The organism is Mammaliicoccus sp. N-M50, assembly GCF_022386995.1.
Classification (GTDB): Bacteria; Bacillota; Bacilli; order Staphylococcales; family Staphylococcaceae; genus Mammaliicoccus; species Mammaliicoccus sciuri_A.
The window spans coordinates 65587-91628 of the sequence record NZ_JAJNJA010000007.1; the positions used below are offsets into that span (position 1 = coordinate 65587).

At 31.3% G+C, this 26042-nt stretch carries 32 protein-coding genes; 21 read left to right on the forward strand and 11 right to left on the reverse strand.

Features of this window, described 5'->3' with window-relative positions:
* The first annotated feature begins 67 nt into the window (after positions 1-67).
* The 11 genes from LQ622_RS11305 to LQ622_RS11355 all read left to right on the forward strand — a co-directional run bounded on the left by LQ622_RS11305 (position 68) and on the right by LQ622_RS11355 (position 8948).
* Positions 68-898: an ATP phosphoribosyltransferase regulatory subunit gene (locus tag LQ622_RS11305; protein WP_037589512.1), complete on the forward strand. Its 831-nt coding sequence runs from the start codon at positions 68-70 to the stop codon at positions 896-898.
* Between the two features lie 9 nt (positions 899-907).
* On the forward strand, positions 908-1525 hold the full coding sequence (hisG, locus tag LQ622_RS11310) for an ATP phosphoribosyltransferase (RefSeq protein ID WP_025905120.1): 618 nt from the start codon (positions 908-910) through the stop codon (positions 1523-1525).
* Complete coding sequence (gene hisD, locus LQ622_RS11315; RefSeq protein WP_239762560.1) at positions 1515-2771, forward strand: histidinol dehydrogenase; 1257 nt, start codon at positions 1515-1517, stop codon at positions 2769-2771. Before hisG ends, hisD begins: the two co-directional genes overlap by 11 nt.
* Before the next feature lie 3 nt (positions 2772-2774).
* A complete protein-coding gene (locus LQ622_RS11320; RefSeq protein WP_126477112.1) occupies positions 2775-3785 on the forward strand; it encodes a pyridoxal phosphate-dependent aminotransferase in 1011 nt (336 codons plus the stop codon).
* Positions 3757-4335: an imidazoleglycerol-phosphate dehydratase HisB gene (gene hisB / locus LQ622_RS11325; RefSeq protein WP_126477113.1), complete on the forward strand. Its 579-nt coding sequence runs from the start codon at positions 3757-3759 to the stop codon at positions 4333-4335. Before LQ622_RS11320 ends, hisB begins: the two co-directional genes overlap by 29 nt.
* On the forward strand, positions 4335-4916 hold the full coding sequence (hisH, locus tag LQ622_RS11330) for an imidazole glycerol phosphate synthase subunit HisH (RefSeq protein ID WP_126477114.1): 582 nt from the start codon (positions 4335-4337) through the stop codon (positions 4914-4916). Before hisB ends, hisH begins: the two co-directional genes overlap by 1 nt.
* The gene (hisA, locus tag LQ622_RS11335) at positions 4909-5613 is read left to right on the forward strand and encodes a 1-(5-phosphoribosyl)-5-((5-phosphoribosylamino)methylideneamino)imidazole-4-carboxamide isomerase (RefSeq protein WP_126477115.1); all 705 of its coding nucleotides are present in this window, start codon (positions 4909-4911) and stop codon (positions 5611-5613) included. The genes hisH and hisA overlap by 8 nt, the downstream gene beginning before the upstream one ends.
* Positions 5610-6368, forward strand: coding sequence for an imidazole glycerol phosphate synthase subunit HisF (gene hisF, locus LQ622_RS11340; RefSeq protein ID WP_126477116.1), 759 nt, complete (start codon positions 5610-5612; stop codon positions 6366-6368). The genes hisA and hisF overlap by 4 nt, the downstream gene beginning before the upstream one ends.
* Positions 6365-6997, forward strand: a complete 633-nt coding sequence (hisIE, locus tag LQ622_RS11345; RefSeq protein ID WP_126477117.1) for a bifunctional phosphoribosyl-AMP cyclohydrolase/phosphoribosyl-ATP diphosphatase HisIE — start codon at positions 6365-6367, stop codon at positions 6995-6997. Before hisF ends, hisIE begins: the two co-directional genes overlap by 4 nt.
* A 65-nt stretch (positions 6998-7062) precedes the next feature.
* On the forward strand, positions 7063-8121 hold the full coding sequence (locus LQ622_RS11350; RefSeq protein ID WP_206166859.1) for a nitric oxide synthase oxygenase: 1059 nt from the start codon (positions 7063-7065) through the stop codon (positions 8119-8121).
* A 14-nt stretch (positions 8122-8135) separates the two neighbouring features.
* Positions 8136-8948 carry a prephenate dehydratase gene (locus tag LQ622_RS11355; RefSeq protein WP_126477119.1) on the forward strand — a complete coding sequence of 271 codons (813 nt, stop codon included), beginning with the start codon at positions 8136-8138 and terminating at the stop codon, positions 8946-8948.
* A gap of 255 nt (positions 8949-9203) precedes the next feature.
* On the opposite strand, the gene LQ622_RS11360 is transcribed toward LQ622_RS11355, so the two are convergent.
* Positions 9204-9656, reverse strand: coding sequence for an iron chaperone (locus LQ622_RS11360; RefSeq protein ID WP_308193329.1), 453 nt, complete (start codon positions 9654-9656; stop codon positions 9204-9206).
* Between the two features lie 14 nt (positions 9657-9670).
* Positions 9671-10777: a glycosyl hydrolase family 28-related protein gene (locus LQ622_RS11365; protein WP_126477120.1), complete on the reverse strand. Its 1107-nt coding sequence runs from the start codon at positions 10775-10777 to the stop codon at positions 9671-9673.
* Between the two features lie 88 nt (positions 10778-10865).
* Between LQ622_RS11365 and LQ622_RS11370 the strand changes: the two genes are divergently transcribed.
* Genes LQ622_RS11370 through LQ622_RS11380 form a run of 3 tightly spaced genes read left to right on the forward strand, consistent with a single transcriptional unit; the run spans position 10866 to position 12697 of the window.
* Positions 10866-11414 carry a cysteine hydrolase family protein gene (locus tag LQ622_RS11370; RefSeq protein WP_239740495.1) on the forward strand — a complete coding sequence of 183 codons (549 nt, stop codon included), beginning with the start codon at positions 10866-10868 and terminating at the stop codon, positions 11412-11414.
* Positions 11415-11473: 59 nt separating this feature from the next.
* Positions 11474-12400 carry a manganese-dependent inorganic pyrophosphatase gene (locus tag LQ622_RS11375; RefSeq protein ID WP_037589529.1) on the forward strand — a complete coding sequence of 309 codons (927 nt, stop codon included), beginning with the start codon at positions 11474-11476 and terminating at the stop codon, positions 12398-12400.
* A 21-nt stretch (positions 12401-12421) separates the two neighbouring features.
* Positions 12422-12697, forward strand: coding sequence for a GNAT family N-acetyltransferase (locus tag LQ622_RS11380; protein WP_025905106.1), 276 nt, complete (start codon positions 12422-12424; stop codon positions 12695-12697).
* Between the two features lie 42 nt (positions 12698-12739).
* Here the strand turns inward: LQ622_RS11380 and LQ622_RS11385 are convergent, their stop codons facing one another.
* Both LQ622_RS11385 and LQ622_RS11390 read right to left on the reverse strand, forming a co-directional pair.
* Complete coding sequence (locus LQ622_RS11385) at positions 12740-13042, reverse strand: hypothetical protein (protein WP_239762559.1); 303 nt, start codon at positions 13040-13042, stop codon at positions 12740-12742.
* A complete protein-coding gene (locus tag LQ622_RS11390) occupies positions 13035-14009 on the reverse strand; it encodes a Gfo/Idh/MocA family protein (RefSeq protein ID WP_239762556.1) in 975 nt (324 codons plus the stop codon). Before LQ622_RS11390 ends, LQ622_RS11385 begins: the two co-directional genes overlap by 8 nt.
* A gap of 114 nt (positions 14010-14123) precedes the next feature.
* Between LQ622_RS11390 and LQ622_RS11395 the strand changes: the two genes are divergently transcribed.
* Entirely contained in the window at positions 14124-15503 is a 1380-nt protein-coding gene (locus tag LQ622_RS11395) for an aldehyde dehydrogenase (protein ID WP_481817266.1), read from the forward strand.
* A gap of 97 nt (positions 15504-15600) precedes the next feature.
* On the opposite strand, the gene LQ622_RS11400 is transcribed toward LQ622_RS11395, so the two are convergent.
* From LQ622_RS11400 to pglS, 4 genes are all read right to left on the reverse strand, one after another.
* On the reverse strand, positions 15601-16359 hold the full coding sequence (locus tag LQ622_RS11400; protein WP_107576939.1) for an ABC transporter permease: 759 nt from the start codon (positions 16357-16359) through the stop codon (positions 15601-15603).
* Positions 16356-17081 carry an ABC transporter ATP-binding protein gene (locus LQ622_RS11405; protein WP_204253052.1) on the reverse strand — a complete coding sequence of 242 codons (726 nt, stop codon included), beginning with the start codon at positions 17079-17081 and terminating at the stop codon, positions 16356-16358. Before LQ622_RS11405 ends, LQ622_RS11400 begins: the two co-directional genes overlap by 4 nt.
* A gap of 141 nt (positions 17082-17222) precedes the next feature.
* Positions 17223-17999: a carbon-nitrogen family hydrolase gene (locus LQ622_RS11410; RefSeq protein WP_159315367.1), complete on the reverse strand. Its 777-nt coding sequence runs from the start codon at positions 17997-17999 to the stop codon at positions 17223-17225.
* Positions 18000-18015: 16 nt separating this feature from the next.
* Entirely contained in the window at positions 18016-19050 is a 1035-nt protein-coding gene (pglS, locus tag LQ622_RS11415; protein ID WP_204188902.1) for a 6-phosphogluconolactonase, read from the reverse strand.
* A 475-nt stretch (positions 19051-19525) separates the two neighbouring features.
* On the opposite strand from pglS, the gene LQ622_RS11420 reads away from it, so the two are divergent.
* From LQ622_RS11420 to agrA, 4 genes are read left to right on the forward strand one after another with little or no spacing between them, the layout of a single operon-like run.
* The gene (locus tag LQ622_RS11420; RefSeq protein ID WP_048540629.1) at positions 19526-20101 is read left to right on the forward strand and encodes an accessory gene regulator AgrB; all 576 of its coding nucleotides are present in this window, start codon (positions 19526-19528) and stop codon (positions 20099-20101) included.
* On the forward strand, positions 20098-20238 hold the full coding sequence (gene agrD / locus LQ622_RS11425; RefSeq protein ID WP_107565491.1) for a cyclic lactone autoinducer peptide AgrD: 141 nt from the start codon (positions 20098-20100) through the stop codon (positions 20236-20238). Before LQ622_RS11420 ends, agrD begins: the two co-directional genes overlap by 4 nt.
* Positions 20239-20267: 29 nt before the next feature.
* Positions 20268-21584, forward strand: coding sequence for a quorum-sensing sensor histidine kinase AgrC (agrC, locus tag LQ622_RS11430; RefSeq protein WP_107596810.1), 1317 nt, complete (start codon positions 20268-20270; stop codon positions 21582-21584).
* On the forward strand, positions 21581-22297 hold the full coding sequence (gene agrA / locus LQ622_RS11435) for a quorum-sensing response regulator AgrA (protein WP_037589542.1): 717 nt from the start codon (positions 21581-21583) through the stop codon (positions 22295-22297). The genes agrC and agrA overlap by 4 nt, the downstream gene beginning before the upstream one ends.
* 60 nt (positions 22298-22357) lie before the next feature.
* Here the strand turns inward: agrA and LQ622_RS11440 are convergent, their stop codons facing one another.
* The gene (locus LQ622_RS11440; RefSeq protein ID WP_025905095.1) at positions 22358-22576 is read right to left on the reverse strand and encodes a hypothetical protein; all 219 of its coding nucleotides are present in this window, start codon (positions 22574-22576) and stop codon (positions 22358-22360) included.
* 242 nt (positions 22577-22818) lie between these two features.
* Between LQ622_RS11440 and LQ622_RS11445 the strand changes: the two genes are divergently transcribed.
* A complete protein-coding gene (locus tag LQ622_RS11445; RefSeq protein ID WP_239762553.1) occupies positions 22819-23754 on the forward strand; it encodes an LPXTG cell wall anchor domain-containing protein in 936 nt (311 codons plus the stop codon).
* On the opposite strand, the gene LQ622_RS11450 is transcribed toward LQ622_RS11445, so the two are convergent.
* Positions 23744-24316: a hypothetical protein gene (locus tag LQ622_RS11450; protein ID WP_126477626.1), complete on the reverse strand. Its 573-nt coding sequence runs from the start codon at positions 24314-24316 to the stop codon at positions 23744-23746. The two genes, LQ622_RS11445 and LQ622_RS11450, sit on opposite strands and share 11 nt — an antisense overlap.
* A 71-nt stretch (positions 24317-24387) precedes the next feature.
* On the reverse strand, positions 24388-24555 hold the full coding sequence (locus LQ622_RS11455; RefSeq protein WP_049320466.1) for a hypothetical protein: 168 nt from the start codon (positions 24553-24555) through the stop codon (positions 24388-24390).
* Positions 24556-24800: 245 nt separating this feature from the next.
* Here LQ622_RS11455 and LQ622_RS11460 point away from each other — a divergent pair, with 245 nt between their 5' ends.
* Entirely contained in the window at positions 24801-25772 is a 972-nt protein-coding gene (locus LQ622_RS11460; protein ID WP_126477666.1) for a bile acid:sodium symporter family protein, read from the forward strand.
* The last annotated feature ends 270 nt before the right edge of the window (positions 25773-26042 follow it).

Consider the following 26042-nt stretch of genomic DNA (forward strand, 5'->3'; position numbering starts at 1 on the left):
GTTATAGTATCATTTATAATTAAATAAATACTTTAACTTGGTAGAGAGTAAAAGCGAGGTTTATAATATGGATTATGTAAAATACAGAGATGACGTTATTCAAAAGAAAGAAAAAGAACTTAAATTTCTAAAATATTTTAGTGCTCGAGATTTCGAAGTGATTGATATGAGTTTTATAGAAAAACTTCATTGGAAACAATTAACACAAGATGATTTGAATAGTTTAGATACTAGAAGCATTTGGAAAAATGGCGATGCATTTTATAGTTTAAGAAATGATTGGACGGATCAAATCCAACATTATAGTCGTGAATATAACCTTGATGCACGTTCCGTAACATATGCTGGCCCTATCGCAATTAATGAACATATATATACAAATTTAGGTGTTGAAATCTTTAATCCTAAAAGGAATGACATGTTGCAATGTTATGAATATATACATGACTTTATCCAAAATGAACTTGATTTAAATGTTGATTTTGCTGTTATTGGACATTATCAATTATTTGATCTTTTACTTTCTAAAGAAGAACAAAACGAAGAATTATTTACGGCTATTAGTGAAAGAAATATTTCAAAAATTTCTAAACTACTTTCACAAAATCATTCACTCGTACAATTACTTAAAACACCTACTCATCAACAATTAGACTTTTTAACAACTTTTGCTGATACTGACCATCCAACTTATAAATCTTTACAATATTGGAAAGCGACATTAGAAGCATCAGGTATTAACCATATACATTTAGATATAACAACAATGCCCCCAAAATCATATTATGTTGGGAGCTTCATTCAGCTTTATGAAAATAACAATCGAAATCCAATCGCTTCAGGCGGACATTATAATGGTACTTTAGAAGGTTTTGGATTTGGTATTCAACTATCATAGGAGGTCATTATGTTAACAGTTGCATTAAGTAAAGGACGTTTATTAAAAGATTTCATAAAATTCATTGATGAAAATGGCAACCCAAAATGGGCAGACGCATTAAATAATAGAGAACGTAAACTTCAAATTGAAGTTGCGAACGTTAGATTTATTCTTGTTAAAGGAAATGATGTATCAACTTATGTTGAAGAAGGCATTGCTGATATTGGTATTACAGGCAGTGATATACTTGATGAAAAAGATAAACTCAATGTAAACAACTTAGTTGATTTACCTTTTGGTTATTGTCACTTTGCTGTTGCAAGTAAACCTGAAGTAACAGAATACAAAAAAATTGCGACGACTTATGTTAAAACGACGAAAGCATACTTTAAAAATAAAGGTCAAGATGTCTCAATTATTCCATTATCAGGATCTGTAGAATTAGCAGCAGTAGTGAATATGGTTGATGCTATCGTTGATATCGTCCAAACAGGTACGACATTAAAATCTAATGGACTTGTTGAAAAAGAATCTATTGGTGACATCAATGCTAAATTGATTACAAATAAACATGCATTTTTTAGTAAATCAAATATGATTGAATCATTTATAGAAGAAATCGGGGTGTCGATGAATGCTATCTAAAACGGAATTCATAAATAAATTTGAACAAGATAGATTAACAGACGAAAGTAATACTGAAGATGTTAAAAAAATTATCCAGGATGTTAAAGAACAGCAAGATCAAGCTTTATTTCGTTATAACAAGAAATTTGACAATGTTGATTTAGAGCAACTTGAAGTCCCACATTATGATATAAAAAACAGCATCAACCTTATATCAGATACTTTAAGGTCAGCACTTGAAACAAGCTTTGAACAAATTAAAAATTTCCAACAAAAAATTAAACATGAAAATGTAACTACAGGTCAAACTTACCAACTTTATCACCCTATTGAAAAAGTCGGTATCTATGTACCAGGTGGAAAAGCAAGTTACCCATCAACAGTTCTGATGACAGCTACACTTGCTAAAGTAGCAAATGTTCAAGAAATTATTGTTGTTACCCCACCTCAAAAAGATGGTATCGACCCGGCAATACTAGCTGCATGCCATATTACGGGTGTTGATCGTGTATTCCAAGTTGGTGGCGCTCAAAGTATCGCTGCATTAGCTTTCGGTACGGAAACAATTCCGAAAGTAGATAAAATTGTTGGACCTGGTAACCAATTTGTTTCATTAAGTAAACAGTTATTATACGGTGTAGTTGGTATTGATCAAATAGCTGGACCAAGTGAAATTGCACTTATTGCTGATGAAAATTCAAATGTAGATTACATCATTCAAGATATATTAGCGCAAGCAGAACATGATGAACAGGCTAGAACATTTCTAGTTTCAACAGATTCTTCATTCTTAACAAAAGTTCAACAGAAACTACAACAAGCTATAGATCAAGCACCAAGAAAACAGATTATCGAACAAAGTATCAAAAATTATCATTATCCAATTTTAACGCGTGATATTCATGAAACGATAGAAGTCATTAATTATATTGCGCCAGAACATTTATCCATTCAAATGACTGATCCAAGCAAATATATTGGTAAAATTAAATACGTCGGAGCAATGTTCTTAGGTCAATATTCACCAGAAGCAATTGGTGACTATGCTGCTGGACCAAGTCATGTATTACCGACTGATAAAACAGCAAGATTCTCGAATGGCTTAACAGTCAATGATTTCTTAACGAGTCATTCTGTCATTCATTTAGATGAACACACTTATCAAAGTATTGCACCTAGTGCTATAGCTTTAGCTGAACAAGAAGGTTTATATCAACATAAACAATCTTTAGAAGTGAGATTAACAAACAACGAGGAGTCGTGAAACATGATTAGAATAAACAAGAATGAAAGCCCTATTCCTGCATTAGATGATGCAACTTTAAAAAATATTATCGCCAATTCAAATTTTAATTTTTATCCTGATGAGGAATATGATGCCTTTATCAAGTCTTATGCAGACTACTATCAATTATCACCTAACCAAGTTTCTGCAGCGAATGGTTCAGATGAGTGGATTCAAAAATGCATGATTGCGTTACCTGATGGACCAGTCTTAACACTTAATCCAGATTTCTTCATGTATACAGCATATGCACATCAGATTAATCGCCCTATTCATTATGTAGATGCAGAAGATGACTATACTTTTTCGTTAGATAAAATTAAGCAATCAATCCAAAAATTAAAGCCAGCATTTTTCATTATGAGTGTGCCTCATAATCCTTCAGGCATTCAATATCCTAAATCATTTTTAGAAGAAATTGCGAATGAAATGAAGGCAATTGGTGGTTATTTTATTATTGATGAAGCTTATTTAGATTTTGGAGATGCATACGATATTGAATTACAAGACCATATCATTCAAATGCGTACGTTAAGTAAGGCATTTGCAATAGCTGGTTTAAGAGTCGGCATCGTCATTTCAACTGAGAAGACCATTCAAACTTTAAATCGTATCGCACATCCGTATCCATTAAACACATTAACTTTAAATATTGCGACTGAAATTTTCAGTAACAAAGAACTTGTACATTCATTATTAACACAACAAAGACAATTGAGTATTCAATTAAGAAATATTTTTGAACAACATGTGAGCGATGTTATCCATGTCATACCTTCAAAAACAAATTTCGTATTAACTTATGGAGATTTAGCAGAATCATTAGGTCAGTATATTTATGACCATGGCTATTTACCAAGATTTTATGATGAACCAAACATGCAACAAACTGTTAGATACTCTATTGCTACAGAATCTGAATTAAATGAACTTGAAAAAATCGTTAAAGAATGGAGACAAAAATATGACTTATCAAAAAGAAAGATCAACTAAAGAAACAGATATCAAAATTCAACTACGATTAGATGGAGAAGATTCACACATTAATACAGGTGTTGGTTTTTTAGACCATATGTTGACGTTGTTTAGTTTTCATAGCGGTATTGCCTTAAATATAGAAGTAGATGGAGATACACATGTAGATGATCATCATACTGTTGAAGATATTGGCATTGTAATAGGTCAATTACTGCTTGAAGTCGTTAAAGATAAAAAATCATTTACAAGATATGGTTCATTCTATATACCAATGGACGAAACTTTAGCACGAGTTGTAACAGATATTAGTGGCAGACCATATTTATCATTTAATGCGACATTTTCTCGTGAAAAAGTTGGCACATTTGATTCAGAACTTGTTGAGGAATTCTTTAGAGCACTTGTGATTAATGCAAGATTAACAACACATATTGATTTAATTAGAGGTGGCAATACGCACCATGAAATCGAAGCGATTTTTAAAGCATTTGCTAGAAGTCTAAAAATCGCATTAACACAAGATGATTATGCAGGTATTCCTTCTTCTAAGGGTGTGATTGAATAATGATTGCAATCATTGATTACGGACTTGGCAATATTAAAAATATTGAACGTGCCCTCTTACATTTAGGATATGATGCCATATTAACTTCAGATGAAGAAACTATAAAAAATAGTACACATGTCATTCTTCCTGGTGTCGGGCACTTCAAAGATGCTATGACACAATTAACATCAAGTGGTCTAGACAAAGTGATTAAAGATATTAAAGATACGCATAAAATCATTGGGATTTGTTTAGGTATGCAAGTGTTATTTGAATACAGTGCAGAAGGTTCAACAAAAGGATTAAATTTATTGCAAGGGAACGTTATACCTATAGAGAGTCCCTACCCTGTTCCTCATTTAGGATGGAACAATTTACAAAGTGAACATCCACTTCTTGATGGTGATGTTTACTTTATACATTCTTATCATGTCTCTACTGATTTACCTATAGTTGCTACAGCAGATTATGGACAACCAATTACTGCTATCGTGCAACAAGAAAATATTATCGGTATACAATTCCACCCAGAAAAAAGTGGTGATTATGGACTCAAAATACTAGACCAAGCATTGAAAGAAGGTTTTTTAAATGATTGAAATTTGGCCAGCAATAGATTTAATAGACTCCACAAGCGTGAGATTAACTGAAGGTAAATATGATTCTAAAGAATCTATGCCTAGAACTGCTGAAGAAGCAATTGCTTTCTATTCAAAATTTAAACAAGTTTCTAGAATTCATGTTATCGATTTAATCGGCGCTAAAAATCAACAACCAACAGAAGCAGATTACATAGAACAACTCGTCAGTTTAACTCATTTACCAATTGAAGTTGGTGGCGGTATTCGAAGTGTTGAAACAATTGAATCATATTTAAATAAAGGCGTTGAGTACATTATCGTCGGCACTAAAGGCATACAAGACTTAGACTGGTTAAAAGAAGTGACTAATAAGTTCCCTAACAAAATATATTTATCTGTCGATGCGTATGTTGAAAAAATCAAACTAAACGGTTGGCTCGATGATGCCGGTATAGACCTATTTGATTTTATTGAAAAAATCAACACATTCCCTCTCGGCGGAATTATCTATACAGATATTTCAAAAGACGGAAAAATGTCTGGACCAAACTTTGAATTAACAGGTAAATTAGTACAATCTACATCTATTCCTGTCATTGCATCTGGTGGTATAAGAAATAAAGATGACATAGATCAACTGGATGCATTAAATGTGCACGCTGCAATTGTTGGAAAAGCAGCAAATACGGATGCATTTTGGGAGGGTATTGAATGATCAAAAAAAGAATCATCCCATGCTTAGATGTTAAAGATGGACGTGTCGTTAAAGGCATAAAATTTAAAGGTTTGAGAGATATTGGACATCCAGTTGAATTAGCTGAATATTATAATCAAGAAGCGGCAGATGAGCTTGTGTTCTTAGATATTTCTAAGACAGAAAATGGACATCAAATGATGTTAGATATCATATCAGAAACAGCTTCAAAATTATTCATACCACTTACTATTGGTGGTGGTATTAGTACACTTGAAGATATTTCGGTATTACTTAATCATGGTGCTGATAAAATTTCATTAAACTCAAGTGCTTTGCGTAATCCAACATTTATTCGTGAAGCGAGTGATAAGTTCGGAAAACAATGTATCTGTATCGCAGTTGATGCTAAATGGGAAGAAGAACATCAAGATTGGTATTGCTATACTCATGGTGGTAAACAGCGTACAGATAAACGTGTGTTAGATTGGGTTCAAGAAGTTGAAAATCTCGGCGCTGGTGAATTATTAATTACTAGTATGGATTACGATGGCGTTAAACAAGGATTTGATCATCGTTTATTAACTGAAATTAATCAACGGGTTTCTTTACCTGTTATTGCATCAGGTGGTGGCGGTAATAGTCAGCATTTTGTTGATTTATTTAAACAAACGGATGTATCTGCAGGTCTCGCTGCAAGTATTTTTCACGATAAAGAAACAACGATACAAGCAGTCAAAACACATTTATCTAATGAAGGAGTGAATGTACGATGAGTGAATTAGCACCTGATTTTTCTAAAGGTCTTGTACCAGCCATCCTACAACATTACCAAACTGGACAAGTATTAATGTTAGGTTATATGAATGAAGAAGCTTATAACTTAACCATTCAAGATAAAGTCTGTTGGTTTTATTCAAGAAGTAAAGATCGTCTATGGAAAAAAGGCGAATCGTCCAATCATATCCAGCATGTTATCGAGATACAATTAGATTGTGACCAAGATACGATTTTATTACAAGTCAATCCTGATGGCCCTACTTGCCATACTGGATCTGTTAGTTGCTTTAATACTGAAGAACCTTACACGCTTGAATCATTAGAAACGACTATTCAAGAAAGTGTTGATTCTAATAATCCAAAATCATATACAAATTATTTACTTAATAAAGGTATAGATAAAATATCTAAAAAATATGGAGAAGAGTCGTTTGAAGTCGTTATTGCAGCTATGAAAAATGACAAATTAGAACTCACAAATGAAGTCGCTGATGTACTTTATCATTTATTCGTATTACTACATGATAGAGGCGTTAAATTTGAAGATGTCATATCAGTATTGAAAGAACGTCATAAAAAGTCAGGTAACTTTAAAGGTGAACGACAAGACATTAATAATTGGTAAATTGTCATAATTCATATATTGTCAAAAATTAGCAGTCGCTTATACTAGTACATAGAGGTGTATTTATGTTACGAGATAAAGCGACTGCTTTTATTAACGATATGTATAAAGAATTAGAAATATCAGAATTACAAATGAATAAAAGAATACAAGAAATAGAACATGAAATTTCACAAACTGGTACTTATACCCACACTACCGAGGAATTAGAATATGGTGCGAAAGTAGCTTGGAGAAATTCAAATAGATGTATTGGTAGACTATTTTGGGATAAATTGACGGTTAGAGATTTAAGACATATTCAAGATGAACAAACATTTATCGCTTCAATTGAAGATCACATTAAAGATGCTACAAATGATGGAAAAATCAAACCCATGATCAGCATATATAACAACCAAATAGAAATTATGAATGAACAATTGATTAGATATGCAGGATACGGAGATAAGGGCGACCCTAAATCTATTGAAATGACGAAATTAGCACGCCATTTAAATTGGCAAAGTCCTCAAACTGATTTTGATGTACTTCCATTAATGTATCGAATTAATCAACAACGCCCTAAAATCCATCAATATCCACAAGAACTCATTAAAGAAATTGACATCACTCATAAACAGTATCCTAAGTTAGCATCACTACAACTGAAATGGTATGCAGTACCCATCATTTCAAATATGGATTTAGAAATTGGTGGTATATATTATCATACTGCCCCATTCAACGGGTGGTACATGGAAACTGAAATAGGCGTTAGAAATTTTACTGATGAATATCGCTATAATAAATTAAAAGATATTGCAGAAGCATTTGATTTTGATACGACGACAACATCAAGTTACTGGAGAGATAGAGCTTTAGTAGAGTTTAATTATGCTATTTATCATTCGTATAAAGAAGCGGGTGTTGCAATTGTTGATCATTATAATGCCTCTAAACAATTTAAGAAATTTGAAGAAAATGAATGTAAAGCTAATAGAAAAGTGACCGGAAAATGGAGTTGGCTTGCACCTCCTCTTTCACCTTCACTTGTACATAATTATCATAAAGGCTATGATAATGAGATGAGAAGTCCAAACTTTTTATATAGACAAAATCAACAAGGTTGTCCAATGCATTAGAAAGGAAGTCATTTATGAAGTTATATTATTTAGGACCACTAGGTACATTTTCTCATATGGCAGCACTTAAATATAAGCCAGATGAAATCAATGAATATATTCCTAAGTCAAATTTGTATGAAGTGGTTAAAGCAATTGAAGCTGACCCAGAAAACATCGCAATTGCACCAATTGAAAATTCTATCGAAGGTACGATCAACATCATTGCCGATTCATTAACAGAACAGAAAATCCACGTTATAGACGAATTACATCTAGATATATCATTTTCTCTTTATGTTCAAAAAGGCGCAAAATTAGAAGATATTAAAGAAGTTGTTTCTATTGCCCCTGCGATCAATCAAACATCTAAATTTATTAAAAATCATAACTTTGCATACAGATATTCTGATAGTACCGTTCAAAGTTTAGATGAAATAGATGCACATACTGGCGCAATTGCACCAATTGGTTTAGAAAAAACTAATGACGATGTTGAAGCATTGCATGAACACATCGAAGACTATCCACATAATACAACAAGATTTTTAATTTTATCAGCTGAAGAAAAACATGTTGAAAAAGCAACAGATAGTATTTTATTAATTACTCCTGACCAAGATAAACCAGGCTTATTAGCAAGTATATTAAATACATTTGCTTTATTTAATATCAACTTATCATGGATTGAGTCACGACCACTCAAAACGCAACTCGGCATGTATCATTTCTTTGTTCAAGCAGATTGTAGCGCTGAAGATGTAGAAATGAAAAAAGTAATTACAATCCTAAAAACATTAGACTTTAATGTAAAAGTGCTAGGTAATTTTGATAAGCGAATTACATAAATAAATAGTTTGGGATATAATTCCTAACTAAAATTAAAAAACACCTTATTTACTGATTTATTCAGTAAATAGGGTGTTATTTTATAATCTACGATTTTGCTCGTGCATGCTTGCCTAGGGTATGGCTCGAGCCTATAGTCTCTCACTCATACTATTCCCTCAGGCGTCAGCACTTTGCAAAATCGATACAAATCTCCAATTTTATGCATAAAATAAAGCATTCTCGTATAATTCAAGTAATCATCACTAAAACTATTATTTTTGATTTCTATGTCCTGATTCATATTTTTGTATCCATTCATCTACAGTGACTTTTTCACTCAACTCACCTATTAAAGTAAAGGGTATGTTTTTATTGTTTGTGAATCTAATACAACTTTTCCCCATATTTAATTTAGTTGGTACTTGCTCTTTGTATCTGTCTTCAAACCATTCTTTCAATTCTTTCATCCCATATAAGCCCATATGATATAAGGCAATATGATTTTTTTGAGCAGCAAGACTAATGAACGGAAGTGGTTCGTCTGCTCTATTTAAATAACCTTTTGGATATTTATCTAAAGGTACTACAAATGTCGGCATACCGTATTGCATGACTAGTTCATATCCTGGTGGTAAATGTGTTTTGATTGTATCTAGCAAATGAATATATGTTTCTTTTTTCTTTTCATCTATTTGTTCAATATAACGGTCTATGCTATTCATCATGTCCTCCATTTTAATTAAATATGAATAAGATTCTCAACTTGATCTTGTTTGATATTGCTTAAATTACGGTTATTGTATAAATAAATATCTGTCGTCTTAATGAATTTAATATTATTTGAAGATTCTCCTTCAAAATGATTATTATAAATATAAATATCTTTATTCATAACGTCTTCATAACTTTTAATTAAAATACTTGGTTTACTTTTAATATCTTTAAATGTATTATCACCTATCAAAATAGTTGACCCTGCTTGTCCGCCTCTATTTAATTTATGGATATCTACAGAATATTTACCTGTTGGTACTGCTAAATAGCGTATGCCACCCTCACAATTTATAAATTGATTGTTTGTAACAGTTGAATCTTTCGCTTTTAATAAAGTAACTGCGAAATCCCCTAACCCTTCAAAAGTATTATGTTGAATATTTATATTCTCATAAAACACATCATACATACTTGCATGAGATCCGACTGCTCTATTCCAAGGTAACATGTTCGGATCACCTGAATTTCCGAAATAACAGTTTTCGATCAGTGCATTTTTAGTTATCGTACCATCTGTCGCCCCAAATTTAGGAAATGCCCCTTCAGTTTGAATATCTATTTGTACAGCTTCACTAAATAACCTTGTTCCACTATCGTCACGGAATCCAAGGAACTTACATTCATTTACATAAAAGCCATCTAAGCCACATGCATCAATCGCATGCCCACCAACAACATTCTTAAATGTCACATTATGTATTTGAATATTTCGTGCATGACCAATAGACATGATTGTGTTATTTGTATTATTTGTATGTCCATATGCATCAAATGTCCCACCGATAATATTGATATTACCATGACCTTCATAGCCATAGTATTTTTTCAATCTATGTCCGTTTTTCAGCATAGCTGTATGCGATTTTCTGATTAACACTGCTTCATCATGTAAAATAAGCGTTGTATTTTCATATATCACTAATTCATAAATAATATGATAAACACCTTTAGGTATATAAACAGTTACTGGTCCTTTCTTAGCTTGTAACAAAGCTAATTGAATACCAACTGTATCCGTTATTCCACAACCACCTTTAGCACCATAACGATTTACATTAACAATATGCTTCATACTTCATAACCACCTTAATATAGCGTATACTTGCATGTATATTTATATTACACTGAAAACATTTTATAAACAATTAGGGGGAATATAATTGAAGAAAGCACTCATTATCGTTGATTATTCAAATGATTTCGTTGCGACAGATGGTAAGTTAACATGCGGAGAACCTGGTCAAGAAATTGAACAAAATATTCACCACAAAATTGAAACATACAATTCGAATGAAGATTTAATTTTTTATTTAATGGACTATCACCATGAGAATGATCCATATCATCCTGAAACAAAATTATTTCCACCTCATAATATTGTAGGTACAGAAGGTCGAAATTTATATAACTCATTAAAGCCTCAATACGATTCAATCAAACATTCTAATCATGTATTTTGGATAGATAAGACAAGATATAGTGCATTTTTCGGTACAAATCTTGATAGTTTATTAAGAGAACGACATATTGATACTGTTGAAATTGTTGGCGTTTGTACAGATATTTGTGTGTTACATACTGCTGTCGATGCTTACAATTTAAATTATCAAATTATTATACCGAAGAATTGTGTCGCTTCTTTTAATCAAGCTGGACATGAATGGGCACTTACACATTTTGAAAATAGTATAGGCGCAGTTGTAGAATAGACAAGGTGTTCATGTTAAAATAAAGTGACAGAATATTCAAAGCAAAAGGAGAAATTACATTGGTAAACACATTTATATTTGGACATAAGAATCCTGACACAGATACAATTGCTTCAGCATTAGTAATGGAAGATTTACAAAAAGAACTTGGAAATGACGTTCAAGCTGCAAGACTTGGAGACGTTTCAGACGAAACACAATTTGCATTGGATTATTTCAAAGTTCAAGCACCTGCATTGTTAGAAACACCTTTAAAAGATAAAGACGTTATTTTAGTCGATCACAATGAATTCCAACAAAGTGCAGATGACATTTCAGATGCTACAATTACAATGGTTGTTGATCACCACCGTATCAGTAATTTTGAAACAGCAGCACCTTTATATTACAGAGCTGAACCAGTTGGTTGTACGACTACAATCCTTAAAAAAATGTATGAAGAAAATGGTGTTGAAATTAAACCTGAAATTGCTGGTCTTATGATTTCAGCTATTATCTCTGATACATTACTATTTAAATCACCAACATGCACAGAACAAGATAAAAAAGCTTGTGAAGCATTAGCTAAAATTGCCAATGTTGATTTAAATGAATATGGTTTAGAAATGTTAAAAGCTGGTGCTTCAGTAAAAGGTAAATCACCTGAATTCCTTTTAAATATGGATGCTAAATCATTCAACATGGGTGATAAAGTCGTACGTATTGCACAAGTTAATACTGTTGATGTAAACGAAGTTCTTGAAATTCAAGAAGACGTTGAAAATGAAATCAACGCAATTATTGCTAAAGAACAATATGACTTATTTGTATTTGTTATTACAGATATCTTAAACAGTGACTCAACTGCTATTGCTTTAGGTAAAGAACAACAAGTCGTAACAAAAGCATTCAACACTGAATTAAATGGAAATGTCGCTGTATTACCTGGCGTTGTTTCTCGTAAGAAACAAGTCGTTCCACCTATTGATGAATTATTAGGTAAATAATTTATAAGGAGTGTGCTTTAAATGGAAATCAAACAAGGTACAAACAAATTTTATGTAGGCAATTCTGAGAATGATTTTGAAGCAGAAATCACGTATCAAGACTTAGATGGCAAGACACTTGTGGTCGATCATACATTTGTAGATCCTTCACTACGAGGACAAGGTATTGCTAGAAAATTGGTTGATGTTGTTATTGAAAAAGCAAGATCTGAAGAGAAAGTAATTGATCCAGTTTGTCCGTACGTTAAAGATGTTATGACTAAAGATGAAAGCACACATGATGTATTAAAGAAATAATCAAAAAATCCTGACGAAATGATATCATTTCGTCAGGATTTTTTATATTTCTGTACTTTCTAATAACCGTTTAAGCAATGATTTATATTGAGGCTTTGCCTTTTCTTCTGTGCACGTATTCATAGGTGGATATTTTAAATCTTGAGCATCTTTATATGTTACTTCATCGATATAATTTGATGCTTTTTCGTAATCATAACAACTCGGAAATGCATACTTATGATTAAAGTGATCAACGACCACTCTTGATGTCGAAGATGGATTTTGTTTAAATGGCACAAATGCCACGACTAACAGTAAAACGATAATAATCATAGCCGTAATGATGAAGTACTTTTTAGACATTAAATTGAACTCCAATTTGCTGTCTAATTTCATCTAATACTTTAATCGTTTCTAATGATCTTTGATGTGTATTAATAGATGACTCTACCTTATGATTCTGTACACACTTAATAAATTCAATTATTTCATCTTTCATTGTTAACGGTGAATCATTATTATATTCTTTCTGTAATACACCTTCTCTATTAAATACTTTTATATTTGAAGGTGCACTTATTTTATCAATTAATACATAACCATTTTCCCCTACTATTTCTGAAGGACTGGGGCGGTCACATATTTTTGAATAACTAATCGTTGCTTGGAAAGTATGATAATCCAATATCGCATTACCTTGTCCATCTGCTCCAGTATCTAATTTAAAACCATTTGCTTTAATACTTTGTGGCATACCAAACAAATGTATCATCGGTGCTACCGCATAAACACCTAAGTCCATTAAAGCGCCGTTCCCTAACTCAGGTTTAAACGCATTTTCTATGATGCCTTTTTTATAGTTATCATATCTTGAAGAATATTGGTGATAATGAAAATCAGCATATCTTATTTCACCAATATCAATTTGATCATTTGTAAATTCTACAAATGGCGGTAATAATGTTGATTTCATCGCTTCCATAACAGTAACATTATATTCATAAGCAAGTTTAGATAATGCTTCAAATTGCTCTTGCACAATTGTCGCTGGCTTTTCGATCAAGACATGTTTTTTATTTTTAATCGCTATTTCTGCTTGTTCAAAATGGAACGCATTTGGTGATGCTATGTATACCGCTTCAAAATTAGGTGATTGACAAAATAACTCTAAATCTGTGAATGTTTCAGTAAGTTGATGTTTCTCCTTATAATAGTTTGCTCTTTCTTCAGTACGTGAATAGACAGCATATGGTTCAAACGCTTCAACTTCTAAACCATTCTCTATAAATTTATCACTTATCCAATTGGTACCTATAAATCCAAATCTCATATTATTTCACCTTTTCGTTATTTTTTTAAAAATAAAAATTTCATAAATAAACACTTCGCTTTTAATTATAACTATTGTTAAAATATAAACAATAGAAGTATAAAGGAGACATCCATATTGACTATCGCGACTCAATTCGAAAACTTGCAATCACTTTTTGATAGTGATGTAACAAAAGATATTAAATTTAGAAAAAAACAGTTAAGAGCACTGAGAAAATCCATTAAATCAAATGAAAGTGCCTTGATTTCAGCATTGCAACAAGATTTAGGTAAAAATTCTGTTGAATCTTATGCTACTGAAATAGGTTACATTTACAAAAGTATCTCTTTCATGCTAAAAGAAGTCAAGAGTTTAGCAAGTAAAAGAAACGTGAACACACCTGTATTTTTATTCCCAGGTAAAAGTTACACAATTAACGAACCATATGGCACAGTCTTAATCATCGGTCCGTTCAATTATCCGTTTCAACTAGTTATCGAACCTTTAATCGGCGCCATTGCTGCTGGAAATTGTGCAGTTATCAAGCCTTCAGAACTTACACCAAATGTTAGTGTTATTATAGAAAAAATTATACAAGAAGCATTTAACCCTTCATATGTATCTTGTATAACTGGTGATCAAACTGTAACTGAAGAACTGTTAACTTATCCATTCGACTTTATATTCTTTACGGGTTCTACAAAAGTTGGACAAATTGTTTATGAACAAGCTAGTAAACAACTGATTCCAGTAGCACTTGAATTAGGTGGAAAGAGTCCTGCAATTGTAGATAAGACTGCAAATATTAAAGTAGCAGCAGAAAGAATCGCATTTGGTAAATTCATTAATGCCGGTCAAACATGTGTAGCACCAGATTATGTCATCATCGACGCATCGATTAAACAACAATTCATTAAAGCGATTCAAACAACTATTCGAGAGTTTTATACCTCATCAGCACAAAATAGTGAAGATTATGGCCGAATCGTAAATGAACGTCATACAGATCGATTAGTGAATTTACTTAATCAAACTAATGGTGACATCGTTTACGGTGGTAGCTCGGACAGAGAGAATCGCTATATAGAACCGACTATTGTCGATAATGTTAAATTTGATGATATTCTAATGGAAGATGAAATCTTTGGTCCAATATTACCTATTATGACGTATGAAGCATTCGGCGACGCCATTCAATTTATCAAGAATAAGCCAAAACCACTATCATTATATTTATTTAGTGAAGACGAAAATCATACTGATGAAGTCGTCAGAAGAATATCATTCGGTGGCGGTTGTATCAATGACACACTTTTACATTTAGGTAATCATAACTTACCATTTGGTGGCGTCGGTCATTCAGGTATTGGTAAATATCATGGCAAAGCTTCATTTGAACTCTTTAGCAATGAAAAGAGCATCATGTTTAAAACAACTAAACTAGAAACTGGTGTCCTTTTCCCACCTTATAAAGGAAAAGCTATATACGTGAGAGCCATGTTTAAAAAGTAATTCTGAATTGTTACTAATAGCGACAAAACTAAATTTAAGCATATAAAATAAGCATATGGTATAGACATTCTTTAACGTCTTAACCATATGCTTATTTTTATTTATATTGACTTTCAATGAGTTGCTGCTTTTTATTAAATAAAGTTGGATATGACAAGAAGCCTAATATTACACTCGTCATTGTAGCGCTTGTTAATAACATAAATACGATTAATATTTGAAAGAGTACCGCTTCAATTGGATCTGCCCCACCTATAATTTGACCACTCATCATCCCGGGTAATTGAACAAGACCAATTGTCTTTTGTTGTTCTATAGTTGGTATAACACTAGACTGTATAGAAGTGATCAGTTGCTTATGTATAGCTTGTTTAGGAGTTCCTCCCAAACATAGAACAAGCTCTATCACATTTTCATTTTGTTTAACTTCTGACATAAATCTATTTAAGAACAATATACTTAATACCATCGCATTACCAACAATCATGCCACTTATTGGTATGATGTATTGTGCTGTTGGTGGTGTTATTTTAAATCCTAATAAGATACCTTGTGTAATAACTTCTATTGCTACAAAAGCGAGTAATAATTTCCAAGTGATGCCTGGTATTTCCAAACCTTTTTTTCGTGCATTTTGTGTTGCAGCACCTATTATGAGCATGACCATTAAAATGATAAAAATATGGCTCTCTTGATCAAATATAAATTGTAAAATATACCCTACAATTAATAATTGAACAAATGATCGAATAGCTGCAATTAATGTATCTTTCTCTAAGCCTAAATTAAAACTTTTCGAAATAACGATCGGAATAATTATAAAAATAAACATTAACACGATTGATGTTATACTCATATTAATTTTTCTCCTATAAAGCTTCTGACATTTGGTTGTTCTGAATTTTTAACATTTTCAGTTGTATCAGCTTGTGCAACTTCTCCATTGATCATAACCCATATGTAATCGCTCATTCTAAAGGCTTGATTAATATCATGTGTAATCCATATCATCGTAACTTCGTGTTCTTTAATAATTTTTTTTAATAGCTCTTCAATTGCACGCTTTGAGTTTCTATCTAATGCCGATGTCACTTCATCTAGCAATATCACTTTAGGTTTATTAACGAGTGATCGTGCTAATGATAACTTTTGTTTTTCTCCACCTGATAATTCTTTACTATTTTTATTCAAGAAAGTATCTGGCAAATCGACTATCTTCAAATAATATTTAGCTTCTTCATCTGTCATTTTTTTATTTTGAAGTATTAATGGCAGTTCTAAATTATCTTTTACAGTTCCTTTAATCATCGTCGCTTCTTGAGAAACCAGTTGTACTTTTCTTCTAAGTTCCATTGGATTATATGTTTGAATAGATTGTTGATCAATGAATATTTCGCCACTTGTACTAGACTTTAACAAATTAATTAAAGAGAGTAGTGTTGACTTTCCTGCACCTGATGGCCCGATTATAGAAGTGAGTTTACCTTTATAAATGTCACCTGTAACACCTTTTAAAATACGAGACTGTTCTATTTCATATTCTACATTTTTAAATTGGACTGCTATACTACTTTCCAAATAGATCATCTCCATGCCTTAACTATTTTCTGTCTTATAATTGATTTTATACTTTTTCTACAAATGTTCAATATGACATTTGTAAGATAATAATAAGAGACTGGAATATCATATAATATCCCAGTCTCTAACTACATCTACCTAATATAAATCTGTTCTTAAACTATTGAAAATAGGAATAGCTTCTCGAATTTTTTCTTGCGAATCAAAGTCTATATCTACGATTAATGTATCTTCATCATAGTATAAACTATCAATTAATGTACCATCTGGTGCATATGCTAAACTATGCCCACCAAATTCGTTATCATCACAAGTCCCCACACTATTACAAGCAATAATATACACTTGGTTCTCAATTGCTCTAGCACGTAATAATACTTTCCAATGATCAATTCTTGATTTCGGCCATTGTGCCGGAACAAAAATTACTTTTGCATCTTCTAAAGCTAATGAACGTGTTAATTCTGGGAATCTTAAATCATAACAAATAATCGTTCCCATCTCTATTTCATCTAACTCATATACAGTTGATTTCTTACTACCTGAAGTTAAGAAATGATGTTCATTAAACATTGGTACAAGATGTGCTTTGTCGTAAGTATTAATGCACTTTCCTTCGTTATTGACGACAATTGTTCGATTATAAATTTCATTTCCTTTTTTATATGCAATTGAACCAGCCACAATATGTTTATGGATTTCTTTTGCTTTTTGCTCTAAGAAAGGTAAAATTCTTTGACCATCTTCATCAGCAAGTTCGGTTAACTCATTTAATCGATAAGAAGTGTTCCACATTTCAGGTAACACTGCTATGTCAATTTCATCATCTAACTCATCTAACCATTGATTAATTTTTTCAATATTTTTTTCAGGCTCTCCAGGTATTACATGCATCTGATATAGTGCTATTTTCAACGTTCATCACCTACCATTATATAAATTGAACACAAACGCCTTCTGCAGCTTTTTGTTCATTCTCTATTTCTGTCAGCTTACCAGTTTCTTTATTTCGACTAAATAATACTAAATTATATGAATGTTCATGTGCAACAACTATAAATGAATCACTTGGTGTGATATTTAAATCTCTAGGCCAAGTTCCACCACTTGTTACAATTTCAACTAATTCAACATTTGCACCATCACCTAATATTTTATAAACAGCTATACTATTATGTCCTCTGTTAGAAACATAAATAAACTGACCATCATGACTTAATCTAACAGCAGCAACTTGTGAATTTAAATCAAAGTCTTCTGGAATCGTTAATAGTGCTGGACTGATTGTCGCAAACACTCCATTTTTATATGACAACACTTGAATCGTATTGCTCAGTTCATTTACTAAGTATGCGTAAACACCACTTGGATGGAACGCAATATGTCTTGGACCGCTTCCAGCTTGGACTTCTAACGTTTCATATAATTCCAATCCTTCATCAGAGAATTTAAATGTTCTGATCACATCTGCACCTAAATCAACTGTAACGATATAATCTAAATCTGGTGTCTGTTCTGCAAAGTGTATATGGCTACCTTCTTGTCTTGCTTCATTTGGTCCATGACCTTCACCTTTATACACATCTATTAATTCAATAATTTCGCCATTTTCAGCGTTTAATTTATAAAGTCTTACATAACCACTACCATAAACAGCTTCAAATAAATATTGACCGTCTTCAGAAACTGAAATATGACAACCCGTTCCTTCTTGTGAAGCTAAGCAATCATTTATATATGTTAAACTACCATCTTCATTAATATTAAAACTTGCAACACCGCAATCATCGCCATCTCTTTTAATAGCATATAAAAATTGACCATGTTGTGTTAAATATGTAGATGCTTCAATTTCATAACCAACTTCAACCTTCTCGATTGTTTGATCATTCTCATCAACATCAAAACGATAAATCCCTTTTCCTTCTTTCTTCGTATAACTACCAATATAACCTTTCGTTTTCATAAAATTAAATTCCTCCCTAATTTGTTCTTTAATATCATTCTACATGAAAACGCTCAATAACTATAATAAAAACGCATACCAAATGGTACACGTTAAAATATTTATTATATGAATAACCACGTATCAATCACAGCAGATATTTAAGTAAACAACCCATTAAAAAGTTCCACTAACCAATTAAAAATACTACAAATAGCATTGACGATATCGCCTGCCATAAAGGATCCTCCTTTATATTTAAACTTTTTAATTTATCATAAAAAATTAAATATTCACTAAATATATTATAGTATTTCAATAATAGAATTTTATATTTTCCCTAAGTCGTTAATTTAAGTTCTTAACTGCATTAAAATTATGTTAAAATACAAATATATTATAAATTCAAACAGTTAGGCATTGAAATAATACAGTTAGGCAAAAGAAGTAAAATGTAAATCAATATGTTCTATAATCATAATGAAGGAGGGGCGCTATGTATCAACCTGTCCAAACACAAATAGATAAAATTGCTGCAAGTCTTCAAAATTCAAATAATCTAGATCATGTTAGTTATTTAAAGGTAAAGTATGGACTAGAAGTATTTGTAGGGAATATGATGAAGACCATAGTTATATACGGCGCTGCCCTTCTATGCCATATATTTTTATACACACTTATTGTACATCTTAGTTATTTTGCCATTCGATATTTCGCGTTTGGCGCGCACGCTAAGTCCACATTTCTATGTACGATACAAAGCCTAATCATGTTTGTCGTTGCACCACTTATAATTATAAATACCAACATACCCTACTGGCCATTCTTAGCCATAGCGTTAGTCGGTTATCTTATCATTATAAAGTACGCACCAATGCAAACAAAGAAACACCCAATATTAGGCAAATGGAAAAAAGGACTTAAACTAAGATCAATCCTAGCAGCAACAATTTTGATAGTATTAACTTTATTCCTTAAAGAACCCTATCAACAATTAATATGTTTAGGATTAATCTTTGAAGCAGTATCACTATTACCTATATTTTACAAAGAGGAGGAAACATTATCATGAATTTATTATCTAGCCTATTTTCAAAATCAGTATCAAATATCCTTTCAGCAATCGGTGAAAAAGCGGTAATTAGAGGTTGTAACGTATTCTTAGATGAAACAGAAGTACCACAAGAATTATTAAACGAAAAACAATAAGTAATATATAATTTGGGAAGTGTAAGTATATGGCACAATTATCAATTACAGAGACTATTATATATGGTTTGTTTCAAACATCATTATTTGTAGTTTTATTAGCACTAACTCAAAACTATCGATATTCAAAAAGGGATTATGTCATCCTATTATTAGGGTACATGATCCCTTCTCTTGCTTTATATTTTATAGTTGGTGTAGCATCTATAATATTTGTTATAACTTTTTTGGGAGTCTTTTTCTACTTTAAATTTAGAATATTTGGGATTATAAATACATTACTGGTCATAATCATTTCAGTAGTTTCAGATTATTTATCATCCTTATTAATTAGACTCATCTTTAATATAGAACCTTCTGCAATATCAACACATGTATTTTATTTTGTCTTTCATTTTATAATCTCAGTATCAATAGCGATTATAATAAGACAATTAATGAATAGACTTAAATTAAGCTATTTATATAACAACCGTATTTACCTACTATTGTTAGCAGCGTTTTTAGGTCTTTCATTTACGGTGTTCTATGTATACATGCCAAAGTCTTACAATACTGAAAAAGAGTTTGAATTCCAAACTTTATTTTATGTGATTTATGTATGTGTTGCGGCTATTTTTATTATTTTAATTTCTTTCACGGTTATTAGAGAGATGGCTTTGCAGCGTACGAAGAAAGAAATTAATCAGTATTATAAGTATACGTTGCAGATTGAGCAGATTAATAATGAGATGCGTAAGTTTCGTCATGATTATGTAAATATTTTAGCGACGTTATCTGAATATATTAGAGAAGATGATATGGATGGTTTAAGAACATACTTTGACCAAAATATTGCACATCTTCATGATGATATGAAATTAAATGCGATAAAAATTAATGGTCTTCAAAATTTACACGTTAGAGAAATTAAGGGTTTATTAACGACGAAAATTATTCAATCTCAAGAACAGAATATCAATATTAGTGTTGAGATTACTGAACAGATTGATCATATAAATATGAACATTGTTGAATTAAGTAGATGTATTGGCATCATTATGGATAATGCAATTGAGGCTTCTGAGTTTGTTGATAATCCAACGATTCAAATTGCATTTATTAAAAATGAGGAATCGATTTTACTTGTATTCATGAATAAATGTTCTAAAGATACGCCTAAGGTACATAAACTATTTGAAAATCATTATTCTACTAAAGGTCGTAAGCGTGGTATAGGGTTAACTACGTTGAAAGAAATTACTGAGAAGACAGACCATGTTTTCTTAGATACTTTTATTAATAATCAATACTTTATTCAAAAGCTTGAAATTTTAAATGATAGCAATGAGGAAGTGATTCAATGAAAATCATCATTTGTGAAGATGACCCGAAACAATTAGAGCGCATGCAGACGATTATCAATAATTATATTATGATTGAAGAAAAAGAAATGTCTATTGAACTTGCAACACGTGATCCGTACGAATTGTTGGAGCACGTTAAATCTTCAAATGATATAGGTTGTTACTTTTTAGATATTCAATTAGACGCTGATATTAATGGTATTACATTAGCAAGTGAAATACGTAAGTATGATCCTATTGGTAATATTGTTTTTGTCACAAGTCACAGTGAACTGACTTATTTAACATTTGTTTATAAAGTTGCTGCGATGGATTTTATTTTTAAAGATGATCCAGATCAACTGAAGACTAGAGTGTTAGATTGTTTAGACACTGCATACATAAGATTAGGTATGCTTTCAAAAAATACAAACGTTGAAAAGATAGAATTAACGAGAGGTAGCAATTCTGTATATGTTCAATATGATGACGTTATGTTCTTTGAGTCATCATCAAAATCACATCGACTAATTGCTCATCTAGACAATAGACAAATTGAGTTCTATGGAAGTTTAAAAGATTTATCTAATTTAGATGACCGCTTCTTCAGATGTCATAACAGCTATGTCATTAATCGTAATAACGTTGATACTATTAACACGAAAGACCGTGCAGTATATTTTAGTAATGGTGAGCATTGCTATGCATCTGTACGAAATATTAAAAAAATATAAACAAAACAGCGTACATGATTTTTTCAAATGTACGCTGTTTTTTATTAATGATTTTCTTTTTTATTCATGGTTAATAGCATTTCTAAATGATTCAATATCTTCTATGTAATATTTCACTTCGCCGCATTGTAAACATACTGCTGCTTTCGGTATTGCAATCGCTTTGTTTAAAATATCTTCATTCTCTTCTTCTTTTATTAATCTAACATCAACTAGAGTGCCTGGAACATTCGTACGAAGATCATCTACCATTTCTTGATTACAACTTGCACATTTCATATAAGACATCCCCTTTTAGATTATGCTCTTTCTGATTATATTTTACTCTTTTATTTTATCACTTGCAAAAAGATTCAAACGTCCATTCACAAAAATTTTGAATGACATATATATAGGAAGATTTTAGTTGTATTAAAAATTTTATATAAAAAGCATAAAATAATAGTGGCATATCACTTGAGTTTATGGCATAATGATATCAGATGATCATCTAACCATTAATAAGATGAAAGGAGGTCAATATGAAACCTTTCCCAATCTTTTTATTTAGTATTGTTTGTATAGTCGCTACTTCATTCAATACGTCACGAACTGCACACGCTCATAATGATATGACACCTATTGGTTTTCAATTTTATGCTTCTGATAATACCCCGATATCTAATGAAACTTTCCAATTACAGTTAGATCAAGAAGTTAAATCATTAACAACTAAATCTGATGGTTTAGCATTTATAGAAATTCCTAATAAGAATATTAAACCTCATTACACTTTAACCACTTCAAATAATCAAACTTTTACTGTTGAACCTAATAAGTTATATAGATTAACTTCTTCTAGCAATATCCAACGCAATATAACAAATACAAATAATCAATTCATTTCAATTAATGTACTTTCAAAGACCTATCACCCTTTAAATAATGTCGAAGTTAAACTCATTGCAGATAACCAAGAACTTTCTGGCATAACAGATCAGAACGGTAATACTTCAATCAATATACCCACTACATTTACTAAGTCTACTAAATTTAATGTGAAGATTAACGGCGTAGATAGCCACTCAACAATTTCACTAGGAGAGGATAAATATTATACATTTAATTCTGACGACAGGACTACTTCAACTTTTGAACAAAGTACAAATCAACCTACTCAAATAGATCAAGGACAACAAAGTCAAAGTCAAATTACTGATAATCCGAATTCTAATCATATTCCAAGTCAAAATCAGACATATCAAATCTCAGTTATTAAAGACTCTTTAATTCCAAACCCTAATAAACTTACTAACGATCACACTAATAAAGAAAAAAAGACCAAATCAGAAACATCAAAGCTTCCTGAAACTGGTCAAAGTTCAAAACATTTCTTGAATTATTTAATAAGTGCATTACTCATATGTATTTCATCAATTCTATTTTTTATATTCAAAAAGAAGCGGTCTAAACAATAGCGTTGAATTTTGAAATGATTTTACCATCTTCGATTATTATTGGTTTACCGAGATGATTGATACTTTTAATATGTTCGAAATACTTTTCACCTACTATTTGAAACATCGTTTGGGACAATAACGCATTTGAACAATATGTTCGATTAGCATCCCAATTTTCAAATCTATATAATCTTTTTAACAAATTGCAGAAACCTATATGAGATCCTAATATTATCCACGCATCTGGTTCATACTTCATAAATTTATCAACATATTTTTTAGAAGAACCAACATGATTCTTCCAAATGACGATATTAACATATACTTCAGATTTTTTTCGTTCGTACCACATATACTCTATGATTGCTTTTAAATGAAATGCTGTATTAATCATCTCTTTTTCATTACTCGTTCCAATTGTAATCGATTTTAAAAATGGTTGGTCATATTCAATGCTTTCAAGTATGGCATATAATTCATCTTCGCTTGGTACTTTGAGATTATGAGATAAAGCTTTTAATTGATGACATTTGTCATTTTCTAGTCTTGGGGATATTAAAACATTACGCTCATATCGCAAATATAAACCCTCCTAATTTTTAAATATAAAAAAGGGAGCAATCACAGAAATATTGTGATTGCTCCTTTATTTTAATTATTAGATTCGATTTCAGATACAATTTCTTTTGTTTTTTGTTCTAATTCTTCAAAGTCTTTTTTAAACACAAATGCTAAGACAGCAATACCTGCCCCAACAGCAACTGTTGTTATAGCAATTAAGATGAAAAAGAATTTGAATATCCCTTTAATACAATCCATTGAAGTCACCTCATTCATCATTTTCTACCTCTTTCATCATAACATAATATTTAAAATACATAAAAGATATTATCCTTTTCTAAGCGAGATATTATCGATATATAGATATTTTAGTATAATTTCACTTAATATATGTATCATTTCATCATTAATAAGTGAAATAAATAATTAATTCAAATAAAGTATTGAAAAATTTTTGTATTATTGTTAATATTCTGATTATTATTTAATTGGAAGGTGTATATATGAGTAATATTAAGAAGTTCAGTCAGTTTATCAATAAAACATTTGTATTTTGGATGCTTTTGGCAGCAGTGCTAGGGTTTAGCTTTCCAAATGCCATTGCTCAAATAGCACCTTACATTCCTTATTTATTAGGAATTGTAATGTTTGGAATGGGCATGACTATTTCTACAAATGATTTTAAAGAAGTATTTAAATCACCCAAAAGCGTATTAATTGGTGTTATTCTTCAATATACCGTAATGCCTGTCACTGCTTATTTAATCGCTAAAGGGCTTAATTTAAGTCCTGACGTAGCATTAGGCGTTATCTTAGTAGGTTGTTGTCCAGGTGGAACTGCATCAAATGTTATTAGCTATTTAGCTAAAGCAAATACTGCGTTATCCGTTTCTATCACAACTGTTTCTACATTATTAGCACCTATTGTTACACCTAGTTTAATATATTTATTTGCAAGAGAATGGTTACAAGTATCATTTGCATCTATGTTTATATCAGTAGTTCAAGTTGTATTGATTCCAATTATTTTAGGTTTCATCGTTCAAAGATTCTTTAAACCAGTAGCTGAAAAATCTATTGATATTTTACCTATTATTTCGGTTGTATCTATTTCACTTATTCTTGCAAGCGTAGTCGCAGGTAATAAAACACAAATCATTGAAACTGGTCTTATTATGTTCGGCGTTGTTTTACTTCATAATGTCAGTGGTTTAACAATCGGATACTTATTAGCTAAATTATTCAAACTTAACAGACCAGATAAACGAGCAATTTCTATAGAGGTTGGTATGCAAAATTCCGGACTAGCTGTGTCACTCGCAACAGCACATTTCAATCCCCTATCCGCTGTTCCAGGTGCAATATTCAGCTTTATCCACTTAATCACCGGACCTACAATTGCTATTATATGGTCTAACCAAACTAAAAAGACAAACAAAGCGCAATCTTATAGAACATCAACAGATCAAATATAAAAATTTAGGAGCAAGAGACATTAAATCGTCTCTTGCTCCTTTATTTCAAAAATATATATTCTAGCTGTTCTATAAGCGTCATTTAATAGATTATCTTCTATACCATTCTTGCCATATTTTCTTTACGTAAATATATCCTTGATTCCACATTTTACATACCCCCTTCTCACATAATCTGTGAGATAATTGGTAATTCAAATATAACATGGTAATAAATTACATAGGTTAAGCGATTATTACAATCTCTTTAACATCATATTTCCAATTATA